This window comes from Caulobacter sp. CCH9-E1, from assembly GCF_001556515.1.
GTDB lineage: Bacteria > Pseudomonadota > Alphaproteobacteria > Caulobacterales > Caulobacteraceae > Caulobacter.
Genome location: NZ_LSJA01000259.1, coordinates 1 through 11,052, shown reverse-complemented (window position 1 = coordinate 11,052; position 11,052 = coordinate 1). Strand labels below are relative to the sequence as shown.

Here is an 11,052-nt window from a genome sequence, read left to right as displayed (position 1 = left end):
GGCGGAGGAAGCTCCACAACCGTCGCGTCGTCCGAATACTCCTGGAACACCGCTTCGAACTTCTGCTTCGCGAGGTACGCGAAGAGCAGCGCGTGCAGACCAACCACGACAACCAGGGAGATGCCTAGCGGCCCCAATCCCTTTTTGCGACGCGGACCGTCAGAGGTGAGCGGATCGTAGTGGCGATGCTCGGGCGTTTGTTGTTCAGCCATGCAGCACCCCTACTGGCTATCATCCCGTCCAACGAGCGCCACGCTGTAGAAGCCATTATCCTGGAGGGTGTTCATCACCTCCATGAAAGCCCCGTAGCGAACCTTTTCGTCGGCCCGGATGAAGATGCGCTCCTTGGTAGGATCGCGGCGGCCCATGCTCTTGGTGATATCGAAGCCCAGCTCATCGACGCTGGTCTCGTTGTCACCCAGGTATAGCTGCCCCGACTCCTTGATCGTGACGTAAACCGGCTTGGAAGGAGGCGGCGACGATTTCGCCACCGCCGACGGCAGGTTCACCTCGATCGACACGGAGGCAAGCGGAGCGGCCACCATGAAGATGATCAGGAGGACCAACATAACGTCCACGAAGGGCGTAACGTTGATCTCGCTGTTCTGCTCGACGTTGAACCTGTCGCCCCCACCGCCTGAGAGTTTGGCGGCCATGGGTGTTACGCCCCCTTGTCGAGCTGACGCGAGATGGCGTTCATCAGTTCAGCAACGAAACCTTCCGAGCGGGTGCCGTAACCCGAGATGCGAGTTTGGAAGTAGTTGTAGAAGATAACGGCCGGGATAGCGGCGAAGAGGCCGATACCGGTGGCGAGCAGGGCTTCAGCGATACCCGGCGCCACGACGGCGAGGTTGGTCGTGTTGGTGTTCGCGATGCCGATGAACGACGTCATGATGCCGTACACCGTACCGAACAGACCGATGAACGGACCGGCCGAACCGACCGAGGCCAGGAACACCATGCCGCCCGACAGGCGCTTGGCCAGCGAGGCTTGGACGGCGTTGATGGCGTAGGTGGCGCGAGCCAGGGTCGAGTCACGGTGCTCGCCGGCGACTTGCAGGCCAGCTTGACGCGACAGTTCAACTTCCTGCGACGCGGCGGCGGCCATGTCGGCCATCGGGTTGCCTTCGAACTCTTCCGACGAGCTGATGCGCGCGATGTCGGCGACCGAGCGGGCGCCGCGGAAGGCTTCGAGGAACTTGTCCGACTGCTTGTTCAGGGCGGCGAACTCGAAAATCTTGGTGAGCAGGAGCACCCACGAGAAGACCGAGGCCAGGATCAGGCCGATCATGACGACCTTAACGACGGCGCCGGCGGCCATGAACATGCCGACCGGAGTCAGCGAGTGAGCCTTCTTCTCGCCGCCTTCTTCGGCGGGAGCGGCTTCCGGAGCGGGCGCCGCGGCGGCGTCAGCGGCCGGAGCGGCCGGGTCGGCCGGAGCGGTGGCTTCCGAAGTCGCGGGGGCCGGAGCCGCGGCGTCTTGGGCAAAAGCCGGGGCGCTCGCCATCAGCGCAACGGCGCCGACGAGAGCGATGAGGGGGGTCTTCCGTTTAATGTCGAGCATCTGTCGCCAGTTCCTGATTGGTCTAGCACGTTTGGACCGAGGGTCGTCGCGCGAGAGCGTCTCCACCCTAACTCTGAATAGCCCGTTCCTAGGATTGATTTCTCTCCCCTCGGGACGGACCCGCTTCGCTGCGCTCGACCCGTTACGCCCCTCAACGAGGACTAGGCCTCCAGAAGGATCGTTTCGAAGCGCGTGCGACCGAAGCCCTTTGAAGGGGCCCCGGCCTTACCGCAATGTTAGAATTGCGGCTGTGGTCCTTTGGCAACCCCTTTTCGCACCGTCAAGGGGCTCGTTTGGGCACAAAATCGTCGTACTCGCCCGGCGACCCCGCCATTTACTGCGACGCACAAAGGGCTTTTCGGGAAAACGGGGCGTTTTTCCCCTGGCAAGAAGATTGGCGATGCTGCACCGCAGCAAGGCAACAAAACAATGGTCGATGAAGAAAGGCGCCTGCCGACTTGGCACATGAAGGCGCGCGCCACCTAGCCCGCGCTCCACCATGAAGGAAAAGTGACACTCAGCACAGGCGCGAAAGCGCCACGGCGGCGGGTCAGGCTTGAATGAAGGGGAGTGGTGCCTGGGGCCGGAATCGAACCAGCGACACGCGGATTTTCAATCCGCTGCTCTACCAACTGAGCTACCCAGGCATCGGACCTTGGCGGGTCGAAACCGCTTCGGCGACCTCGCCGCGAAGCGAGGAGCCGGGTCTATAGAGAAGGCGCGCGGCGAAGTCCAGCGCCCTTTTGTCATTCTCTGTTGATGGCTTCGGAAGACGGATTTTCGTCGGAGTCCTCGCCGCCGGGAACGACGTAGCGACCGACGAGCCAACGCTGCAGGTCGACGTCCGCGCAGCGCTTGGAACAGAAGGGACGGAAAGCCTTTTCGACAGGCTTGCCGCAAATCGGGCATCCCGTGCTCATGTGGCGAACACCTCCATGCGGTCGTCGGGCCAATTGGTTCTGGATTCGACGGTGAAACGCCGCCCCAGACGTTCGGCGACTCCGGCGTCGAGCTCGGCTTCGAAGGCTTCGGCGACAGCGGGGGAACAGTGAGCCGCCAGGCGGGCGCCGCCCTGCGCCCTGCCCTCACGCTCTAGGGCGCGCGCCAGACGGCGGGCCTGGTGGCGCGGACTGGGCGCGCCGGCCGCCGTGAGCAGGCGATCCAGGACCGGCGGCGCGCGGCGCGGCACGATCATCTCCAGCGTGCCGAACTTGCTGATCGCGCCCACGCCGACACCGGGATTGTCGGCGGCGAAGGCGTTGCGCGCCGCCGTGGTCAGGGCCTGGCCGTCGTGACCTCGCCCCACGAGGTCGAAGACGATGATTCCGCCAAGTCCCTTGAGACGCAGAACCCGCGCCGCCACGCTGAGAGCGGCCATGTTGGCCTGCCGCGCCGCGCGCTTCGAATCGGAGGCCTCGCGAGCGCCGAGATCCACGTCCACGGCGGTCAGGGCGCGAGTCGGCTCGACGGCGATGTCGCCGCCGCCCGGCAGGGCGAAGACCGTCGCCAGGGCGTCGGCCTCGGCCTCCTCGACGGCTTGCAGGGCCTTGTCGCCCGTCGTCGGCGACCCGGCCTTCACATGTTGCCTGAGACGCTCCTCGACGGACGGAGCGGCGGCCAGCACGCGCGGCTCGCCCTGCCCTTCCGCCACGAAGCGGGCCACGGCCGCCTTGCCTTGACGCGAAGCCGTCTTGATTTCGATCTCGACCAGCCCCCCCTCGACCAGCTTGGGCATGTCGGGCCGCAGCGGCAGAATCACGTCCTGGCCGCCCGGCAGAGCAACGAAGGCCGAGGCGAAGGTTTTCTCGATCGTCTTGACCCGAGCGACGCCGCGTACGCCCTCGGCGTCCAGCGAGTCATCGGTGGGCCAAGAGACGAACAGGCGCTCGGGACGGCCGTCCAGGGTGACGACCCCAACCGTCTCGCCGACGCCCTTGTGGAGATAGGCTCTTCTCTCACTCATGATTTGGCGCTCATGCGCGGTAACCGAGGCCGGAAAGCAGGTTCAACGTCTCGTACAGCGGCAAGCCCACGACGCTGGGATAGGAGCCCTGCAGATCCGTGATGAAGCCGCCGGCTAGGCCCTGCACGCCATAGCCGCCCGCCTTGCCCTTCCATTGGCCGCTGGCGACATAGCCGTCGCGCTCGGCGTCGGACAGGCGCTTGAAGCCAACCTTGGTCTCGACCAGGCGCGAGGCCTGCCGTCCGTCCGGCGCGATCAGGGCCACGCCGGTGAACACCTTGTGGTTCCGCCCCGACAGCAGCTTCAGGCAGTAGAGAACGTCCGCCTCGGTCTCGGCCTTGGGCAGGATACGCCGCCCCACGGCCACGACCGTATCGGCGGCCAGGACAAAGTCGTCCGGCGCGCGGGCGGCGACGGCGCGCGCCTTCTCGACCGCCAGGCGCAGGGCGTGGCGGCGCGGGGTCTCATCGCGCAGCGGGGTCTCGTCGATGTCGGCGGGATCGACCCGGTCGGGCGTGACGCCGACCTGGGCCAGCAGGTCGAGGCGCCGGGGGCTCGCGCTGGCCAGCACCAGCGCCGGCCCGGCGGCCGCTTGGGCTGCCGTCGTCGGAGCCATCGGCGTCTTACTTGAAGCGGTAGGTGATACGGCCCTTGGTCAGGTCGTAGGGGGTCATCTCGACCAGGACCTTGTCGCCGGCCAGGACGCGGATGCGGTTCTTGCGCATCTTGCCGGCGGTGTGGGCGATGATCTCGTGATCGTTTTCCAGCTTCACGCGGAACGTGGCGTTGGGCAGCAATTCGCTGACCGTGCCGGGAAACTCGAGCAGTTCTTCCTTAGCCATCAGGCCTCTCAAAGGGACGAATCGGATTGCCGCGAAGACGAGGGTCCTCGCGGCGAGGCGCCTCTATAACGCAATTACCCCCCAAACGTCGATGGCGCCCCGAAACGTTGCTTGATGGCGTCGGCGAGCGCGTCGCGAACCTCGCGATAGGCTTCCAGCCGCGCCTCGCGCGAGCCGTCCACGAGGGTCGGATCGTGGGTCGGCCAGTACTCGATATCCACGGCGCGGTCGCGCGACAGCTCCACCGCCCGGTGCTGCGCCTCGGGCGTCAGCGACACCACGACGTCGAAGCTGCCGTCCTCCAGTTCGGCGAAGGTCTTGGGCTTGTGGTCGGAGACGTCCAGGCCCAGTTCGTCCATCACCACGACGACGAAGGGATCGATCCCCTCCCCGGTCGGATCGCCCTTCAGGCCGCATGAGTCGACGAAAGCCCGCTTGCCGTAGAACTGCTTGAACAGCCCCTCGGCCATCGGCGAGCGCACGCGGTTATAGTTGCAGGCGAACAGCACCGCGTCGGGCAGCGAGTCGGGCACTGGCGCTAGCCCCGCCAGTGCAGGGCGCAGATCAGGGTGAAAAGCCGCCGGGCGGTGTCGAGGTCGGTCTTGACCTTGCCGTCCAGACGCTCGCGCAGAAGGTTCGAGCCTTCGTTGTGCAGGCCGCGGCGGCCCATGTCCAAAGCCTCGATCTGCTGCGGCGTCGAATTGCGGATCGCGGCGTAATAGCTGTCGCAGATCAGGAAGTAGTCCTTGATCACGCCCCGGAACGGCGACAGCGACAGCAAGTGCCGGCGCGCATAGCCAGGACCCGCGATGTCGAACGCCAGGCGATTCTCGACCAGCGAAAGCTTGACGTCGTAGGGACCGCCGACCGCGTCGGCCGGCTCGAAATAATTGCCGTCCAGAAGATCGAAGATCGCGACCTGGCGCTCCTGCTCCTGGTCGCGCGAGCCAGCCGCGAGGCTCTGCTCGTCGATCTCGATCGACTGGATCCGTTGGCGGGCGTGGTCGTCTTCGGTGCTCATCTGGCGCGGGAGGTTCGCGCGTCAGCCGGCCGAAGGCAACCTCTCCTAGAGGCGGATTTCCGCGGACAAGGCGTGGGCGGGCAGCCCCTCGGCCTTGGCCAGGGCCACGGTGTGCGGTCCCAGGATCCCGAACGAAGCGGCGTCGCACTTCACGATCGAGGTGCGCTTGATGAAGTCGTAGATCGACAGGCCCGACTGGAAGCGCGCCGCGCGGCTGGTCGGCAGCACGTGGTTGGAGCCCGCCACGTAGTCGCCGATGGCCTCCGGCGTCACCCGGCCCAGGAAGATCGCGCCGGCGTGGCGGACGCGGTCCGAGAGGCGCTCGGGATTATCCATCGCGAACTCGACGTGCTCGGGGGCGATGGCGTCGACCAGGGCCGGGCTCTCGTCCAGCGGGGCGATGATCACCGCGCCGTGGTCGCGCCAGGAGGCGGCGGCGTCCTCGCCAGTCGCCAGGGTCTTGAGGCGCTCAGCCACCGCCTGCTCCACCTGGGCGGCGAAGGCCTCGTCGTCGGTGATCAGGATCGACTGGGCGGCCGGGTCGTGTTCGGCTTGGCTGAGCAGGTCGGCGGCGATCCAGTCGGGATTGTTGGCCTTGTCGGCGACCACGACGATCTCCGACGGGCCCGCCAGGGCGTCGATGCCGACGACGCCGTAGAGGCGGCGCTTGGCGGCGGTCACGAAGGCGTTGCCCGGGCCGACGATCTTGTCCACCGGCTGGATCGGGCCCGCGCCATAGGCCAGCGCGGCGACGGCCTGGGCCCCGCCGACGCGCCAGATCTCGGTGACCCCGGCTTCCTTGGCTGCGGCCAGCACGGCCGGCTGCAGCTTGCCGGGAGGGGTGACCATGGCGATGCGGTCGACGCCGGCCACCTGAGCCGGCACGGCGTTCATCAGCACGGTCGAGGGATAGGCCGCGCGGCCGCCGGGCACATAGACGCCCACGGCTTCCAGCGGCGTCCAGCGCCAGCCGAGCTCGACGCCAGCCTCGTCGGTCCAGGCCTGGTTGGCCGGGCGCTGGCGGCTGTGATAGGCGCGGATGCGGGCGGCGGCGAAGGCGATGGCCTCGCGCACCTCGGCGGGGGTGTCGGCCCAGCCCTGCTCGATTTCGTCGGCGGTGACCCGGATCGTTTCGGCGGTCAGCTCGACCTTGTCGAACTTGCGGCTGAAATCGAGCACCGCCTCGATCCCATGCGTCTTCACCGCCTCCAGCACGTCGCGCGCGGCGGCGTCGACGTCCGCCGGCGAACCGCGGCGTTCATCGAGGAAGGCCTTGAAGGCGGCCTGGAAATCGGGAGCGGAAAAAGAGAAGCGGCGCATGCGCTGCTAGATGCGGCTTTTGCGCCGGTATGCAAGAGCCAAATCCTCCCCCTAGCGGGGGAGGCGCTCCGAAGGACCGGAGGGGGAAGGGCTTGCGAGCCTTCCTCTTCCCCCTCCGTCGTCTCTTCGAGCCGACACCTCCCCCGCCAGGGGGAGGATTTTAGTCGTGCCCCGGCGTCCGCGGCGTGGTCCAGGGATCCGAGACATCGGCCAGGGCCACGTCCAGGCAATCCACCGTCACTCGCATGTCGCCGCCGCCGGCGAAGGTCAGGGTGACGACGCCCGCCGGCGCCTCCTCGGCCGCCTCGAAGGCGATCGACAGAAGCTCGACGATCGCGCCCTTGGCGTCGCGGCGCAGGTTGCGCGCCTGGACGCCGGCGACGTCGCCGAACTGCAAGGCCGAGCGCACCCGCTCGCCCGCCTTGGCGCGCCTGCCCAGCGTCTCCCAACGGAAGCGGTTGCAGGCGATGGTCAGGGTGCGGCCTTGGGCGTCCCAGCGGATGTCGCCGATCTTGGCGACGGCGTCCTGAAGCGCGGCCGACAGCACGGCCAGGTCCTCGGCGTCGTGGGCCAGCAGGCGCAGCGGCTTGGCGTTGTCGGCCATCGGCTAGAGCTCCGGCTCGCCGTCGCCCTTGATGCGACGGACCTGCGCCCCGCAGGCGCCCAGCTTCTCCTCGAGGCGCTCGAAGCCGCGGTCGAGATGGTAGATGCGCGACACGGTCGTCTCGCCGCGGGCCACCAGGCCGGCGATGACCAGGCTGACCGACGCGCGCAGGTCGGTGGCCATCACCTCGGCGCCTTCCAGGCGTTCGACGCCGCGCACGCGGGCCTCGCCGCCCGACACCGAGATGTCGGCGCCCAGACGCATCAGTTCCGGAGCGTGCATGAAGCGGTTCTCGAAGATGGTCTCGCGGATCCGGCTCTCGCCCTTGGCCGTGGTCATCAGGGCCATGAATTGGGCTTGCAGGTCGGTCGCGAAGCCCGGGAACGGCGCGGTCTCGATATCGACCGAGTCGAGGCGGTGGCCGTTGCGACGGATGATGACGCCGTCGGCGGTCGGCTCGACGCCGGCGCCGGCTTCCTTGAGCTTGTCCAGCAGGGCGTCGATCAGGCCCGGACGGGCGTTCGTCAGACGCACTTCGCCACCCGCCATGGCGGCGGCGACGGCGTAGGTTCCCATTTCGATCCGGTCGGGGATCACCGCGTGGGTGGCGCCCTTCAGACGAGCGACGCCCGTGATGGTGATGGTCGGCGTGCCAGCGCCCTCGACCTTGGCGCCCATGGCGTTCAGGCAGTCCTGCAGGTCGGCCAGTTCGGGCTCGCAGGCGGCGTTGTGGATCACCGTGACGCCGTCGGCCAGGACGGCCGCCAGCATCGCGTGCTCGGTCGCGCCGACCGAGACGATCGGGAAGGTGATCTCCGCGCCCTTCAGGCCGCGCGGGGCCTGGGCGTAGACATAGCCCTCGTGCAGGTCGATCTTGGCGCCCAGGGCTTCCAGCGCCTGCAGGTGCAGGTCGACCGGGCGCGCGCCGATGGTGCAGCCGCCGGGCAAGCTGACCTTGGCCTGGCCCGAGCGGGCGACCAGGGGGCCCAGCACGTTGAACGAGGCGCGCATCTGGCGAACGAGATCGTAGGGCGCAAAGCCGCTGGTGATCTCGGGCGCGTGCAGGATCGTCTGCTGGCCGTCGGGACCGTCGCTCTCGGCGACATTGACGCCCAGGCGCGTCAGCAGTTTGCCCAGGAAGCGCGTGTCCGCCAGGCGCGGCATGTTGGTCAGGCGCAGCGGCTCGTCGGTGAGCAGGCTGGCCGCCATCAGCTTGATGGCGGAATTCTTGGCGCCGCTGACCGGGATCGTCCCGTGCAGCTGCGCGCCGCCGGTGATGGCGATGCGATCCATTAGGTCCCTCGAACGCGCCAAAGCGGGGGTGGCCCGGCGCGGCTCACATGTGAGGGGCGGGTTCTATCCGTTGCAAGAGGGGTTGCAAGGGCTCCCCGGCTAAATTTGGCCCCCTAGATCGGCGCGGAGAGGTCATAGGGGCGCTCGTCCTCGGGCCAGCGCAGGTCGTGGGTCGTGCTGGCGAGGTCCAAAGCCACCTGCGCCAGGTCGACCGCCTCACGGATCGCCGCCAGGCCATCGCGTCCGAACGCGGCCTTGCCGACATCGGTGTCGAACTGGCCGCCGTCGCCCGTCAGACGCACGGCGACGGCCCAGCCTTCGCCGTCCGGATTCGGGAAAGGGACGGACAGCTCGATCACCAGGTCAACGCGCGCGCCGTCGCGATGATTAATCCCCAGCAACTTCCGAACAGCGTTATACGGCTGCGGCGCGGCGCGCGCGGCTTCGATCGCGGGATCGAAATCGGCGGAAACCCCACGGGAAACGGCTTTTCGCTTGCGCAGATTGGTCCTGAGGGCCTCGGCGAGCTTGGCCTCGCGGGTCGCTTTGTCGTCGCTGATCGGCATATCGTCGGGGTGCGGCGACAAAGTTGTTCGGTCAAGACGATTTTGGGCTTGGCGTTCGCGATTCTCCTCGCTATACGCCCCCTCCTCGTCGCCGCCGTAGCTCAGTGGTAGAGCGCATCCTTGGTAAGGCTGAGGTCGGCAGTTCAATCCTGCCCGGCGGCACCATGGGGACCCAAGTGACGAACTTGGGTCCCCGCCACATCTCCAGACAATCTAGAATTTGCTCCGCGCGTCTCGCGCGGAAATAGCGTTCGCGCGCGCATCGGTCGCTGAACCGCCCCCCCGCGATCCTGCCCTCCAGCGGTGAAGACAGCACCAAAGCCGGCATCTCAGCGCCGCGCTCCGCCGGCGGAGAGACAATGCATTCCATTTTAATACCATTCGGCAAGGCCAATTCCTATTTCGGCATGGCCGCCCTTATTGGGCCTGGAAAATCTCCACAATATACGGACAATTCGGCGCGGCGCGGGTATAGCCGTTGACATCCTCCGTTGGATAATAGGACTTATATTGGTATCTTATACCTACCTCGCCGGGCCACGCGACCTCAGGAGGCGGCGCTAGCGTCTCTTTCTCAGCGCATAGGCTTCACCCACAGTGCGGTTGTTGCGCCTCGGCATGTTTCAAAGGTCCACGAGCTTGGAGGCGACTGTCTTGACCCGTCCTGAAGGCCCCGCGACGGGGCGGCTGTCGCCGGAAAGCACGAAGATGTTCGCCGAGGCCAGCCAAGGCGCGGCGGTGGCCAAGACGCTGCTGACCGCCAACGCCGAACGGGTCGCGGCCCTGGCCGAGCGCCTGCGGGCCCATCCGCCCCGCGTGGTCGTCACCTGCGCGCGCGGCAGCAGCGATCACGCCGCGACCTTCGCCCGCTATCTGATCGAGACCAAGGCGGGCGTTCTGACGTCGTCGGTCGGCCTGTCGGTCAGCTCGGTCTATGACGCCTCGCCCAACCTGGAAGGCGCGCTGTGCCTGGCGGTCTCGCAGTCGGGCAAGAGCCCCGACCTGCTGGCGGCGGTGACGGCGGCCAAGGCGGCCGGCGCCTACGCCGTGGCCCTGGTCAATGTCGAGGACTCGCCCCTGGCCCAGCTGGCCGACGCGGTGATCCCGCTGCATGCGGGCCCCGAGCTGTCGGTGGCGGCCACCAAGTCCTATATCGCCGCCCTGGTGGCGGTGACCCAGCTGATCGCCGCCTGGACGGACGACGCCGAGCTGACGGCGGCCCTGGCGGACCTGCCCGCCGCGCTGGAGAAGGCCTGGACCCTGGACTGGTCGGCGGCCGGCGAGCGCCTCGAGACGGCGACCAACCTCTATGTGCTGGGCCGCGGCGTCGGCTTTGGCGTCGCCCTGGAAGCGGCCCTGAAGTTCAAGGAGACCTGCGGCCTGCACGCCGAGGCCTTCAGCGCCGCCGAGGTGCTGCACGGGCCGATGGCGCTCGTGAAGGACGGCTTCCCCGCGCTCGTGTTCGCCCAAAACGACGAGAGCCGCCAGAGCGTCGAGGACATGGCCGAGGGGCTTAAGGCGCGCGGCGCCGACGCGTTCCTGGCCGCGCCCGGCAAGGCCGGCGATGATCTGCTGCCCAGCCTCAAGTCGCACCCGGTGCTGGAGCCGATCTTGATGGTCCAGAGCTTCTACCGGATGGCCAACGCCCTGTCGGTCGCGCGCGGCTACGATCCCGACAGCCCGCCACACCTCAACAAGGTCACCGAAACCGTCTGATGCCGGCCGCTTTCATCAACGGCCGCGTTCTGACGCCGGCCGGCCTTATCGATGGCCAGGCCGTCCTCGTCGAGGGCGGCAAGATCGCCGCCGTGGTCCCGATGGCTCAGGTCCCCGCCGGGGCCGAGCGCCAGGATCTGGCCGGCGGCCTGCTGGTCCCCGG

Annotated in this window: 12 protein-coding genes, 2 tRNA genes and 2 pseudogenes; 2 read left to right on the top strand and 14 right to left on the bottom strand. The window is 67.7% G+C overall.

What is annotated here, in order from left to right:
* The 14 genes and pseudogenes from AX690_RS22390 to AX690_RS14490 all read right to left on the bottom strand — a co-directional run.
* Positions 1-212: pseudogene (locus AX690_RS22390) on the bottom strand (energy transducer TonB); the annotation flags it as partial.
* Positions 213-221: 9 nt separating this feature from the next.
* Complete coding sequence (locus tag AX690_RS14550) at positions 222-656, bottom strand: biopolymer transporter ExbD (protein ID WP_066682557.1); 435 nt, start codon at positions 654-656, stop codon at positions 222-224.
* Positions 657-661: 5 nt separating this feature from the next.
* Positions 662-1,564, bottom strand: coding sequence for a MotA/TolQ/ExbB proton channel family protein (locus tag AX690_RS14545; RefSeq protein ID WP_066682556.1), 903 nt, complete (start codon positions 1,562-1,564; stop codon positions 662-664).
* A gap of 571 nt (positions 1,565-2,135) precedes the next feature.
* A tRNA-Phe gene (locus AX690_RS14540) sits at positions 2,136-2,211 on the bottom strand.
* Positions 2,212-2,310: 99 nt separating this feature from the next.
* Positions 2,311-2,484, bottom strand: coding sequence for a DNA gyrase inhibitor YacG (locus tag AX690_RS14535; RefSeq protein WP_066682555.1), 174 nt, complete (start codon positions 2,482-2,484; stop codon positions 2,311-2,313).
* A pseudogene (locus tag AX690_RS14530) lies at positions 2,481-3,541 on the bottom strand (ribonuclease E/G). The gene AX690_RS14535 and the pseudogene AX690_RS14530 overlap by 4 nt, the downstream one beginning before the upstream one ends.
* Complete coding sequence (locus AX690_RS14525; protein ID WP_066682548.1) at positions 3,538-4,143, bottom strand: nucleoside triphosphate pyrophosphatase; 606 nt, start codon at positions 4,141-4,143, stop codon at positions 3,538-3,540. The pseudogene AX690_RS14530 and the gene AX690_RS14525 overlap by 4 nt, the downstream one beginning before the upstream one ends.
* A gap of 7 nt (positions 4,144-4,150) precedes the next feature.
* Complete coding sequence (gene infA / locus AX690_RS14520; protein WP_004617696.1) at positions 4,151-4,369, bottom strand: translation initiation factor IF-1; 219 nt, start codon at positions 4,367-4,369, stop codon at positions 4,151-4,153.
* Positions 4,370-4,443: 74 nt separating this feature from the next.
* Entirely contained in the window at positions 4,444-4,902 is a 459-nt protein-coding gene (locus AX690_RS14515; RefSeq protein ID WP_066682547.1) for a low molecular weight phosphatase family protein, read from the bottom strand.
* A 5-nt stretch (positions 4,903-4,907) separates the two neighbouring features.
* On the bottom strand, positions 4,908-5,390 hold the full coding sequence (locus AX690_RS14510) for a UPF0262 family protein (protein WP_066682545.1): 483 nt from the start codon (positions 5,388-5,390) through the stop codon (positions 4,908-4,910).
* Between the two features lie 45 nt (positions 5,391-5,435).
* On the bottom strand, positions 5,436-6,710 hold the full coding sequence (hisD, locus tag AX690_RS14505) for a histidinol dehydrogenase (RefSeq protein WP_066682544.1): 1,275 nt from the start codon (positions 6,708-6,710) through the stop codon (positions 5,436-5,438).
* A 160-nt stretch (positions 6,711-6,870) separates the two neighbouring features.
* Positions 6,871-7,314, bottom strand: a complete 444-nt coding sequence (locus tag AX690_RS14500; protein WP_066682542.1) for a DUF2948 family protein — start codon at positions 7,312-7,314, stop codon at positions 6,871-6,873.
* A 3-nt stretch (positions 7,315-7,317) separates the two neighbouring features.
* Positions 7,318-8,607, bottom strand: coding sequence for a UDP-N-acetylglucosamine 1-carboxyvinyltransferase (gene murA / locus AX690_RS14495; protein WP_066682540.1), 1,290 nt, complete (start codon positions 8,605-8,607; stop codon positions 7,318-7,320).
* 113 nt (positions 8,608-8,720) lie between these two features.
* Positions 8,721-9,173 carry a hypothetical protein gene (locus AX690_RS14490; protein ID WP_066682538.1) on the bottom strand — a complete coding sequence of 151 codons (453 nt, stop codon included), beginning with the start codon at positions 9,171-9,173 and terminating at the stop codon, positions 8,721-8,723.
* A 90-nt stretch (positions 9,174-9,263) separates the two neighbouring features.
* On the opposite strand from AX690_RS14490, the gene AX690_RS14485 reads away from it, so the two are divergent.
* Together AX690_RS14485 and AX690_RS14480 are read left to right on the top strand one after the other, a co-directional pair.
* Positions 9,264-9,338: transfer RNA gene (locus tag AX690_RS14485), tRNA-Thr, on the top strand.
* Between the two features lie 474 nt (positions 9,339-9,812).
* Complete coding sequence (locus tag AX690_RS14480) at positions 9,813-10,889, top strand: SIS domain-containing protein (RefSeq protein WP_066682536.1); 1,077 nt, start codon at positions 9,813-9,815, stop codon at positions 10,887-10,889.
* Positions 10,890-11,052: the final 163 nt, after the last annotated feature.

What these genes read in the sequence shown, in the direction of transcription:
- AX690_RS14550 (WP_066682557.1), bottom strand. Translation starts at nt 656, where the DNA reads ATGGCCGCCAAACTCTCAGGCGGTGGGGGCGACAGGTTCAACGTCGAG.
- AX690_RS14545 (WP_066682556.1), bottom strand. Translation starts at nt 1,564, where the DNA reads ATGCTCGACATTAAACGGAAGACCCCCCTCATCGCTCTCGTCGGCGCC.
- AX690_RS14535 (WP_066682555.1), bottom strand. Translation starts at nt 2,484, where the DNA reads ATGAGCACGGGATGCCCGATTTGCGGCAAGCCTGTCGAAAAGGCTTTC.
- AX690_RS14525 (WP_066682548.1), bottom strand. Translation starts at nt 4,143, where the DNA reads ATGGCTCCGACGACGGCAGCCCAAGCGGCCGCCGGGCCGGCGCTGGTG.
- infA (WP_004617696.1), bottom strand. Translation starts at nt 4,369, where the DNA reads ATGGCTAAGGAAGAACTGCTCGAGTTTCCCGGCACGGTCAGCGAATTG.
- AX690_RS14510 (WP_066682545.1), bottom strand. Translation starts at nt 5,390, where the DNA reads ATGAGCACCGAAGACGACCACGCCCGCCAACGGATCCAGTCGATCGAG.
- hisD (WP_066682544.1), bottom strand. Translation starts at nt 6,710, where the DNA reads ATGCGCCGCTTCTCTTTTTCCGCTCCCGATTTCCAGGCCGCCTTCAAG.
- AX690_RS14500 (WP_066682542.1), bottom strand. Translation starts at nt 7,314, where the DNA reads ATGGCCGACAACGCCAAGCCGCTGCGCCTGCTGGCCCACGACGCCGAG.
- murA (WP_066682540.1), bottom strand. Translation starts at nt 8,607, where the DNA reads ATGGATCGCATCGCCATCACCGGCGGCGCGCAGCTGCACGGGACGATC.
- AX690_RS14490 (WP_066682538.1), bottom strand. Translation starts at nt 9,173, where the DNA reads ATGCCGATCAGCGACGACAAAGCGACCCGCGAGGCCAAGCTCGCCGAG.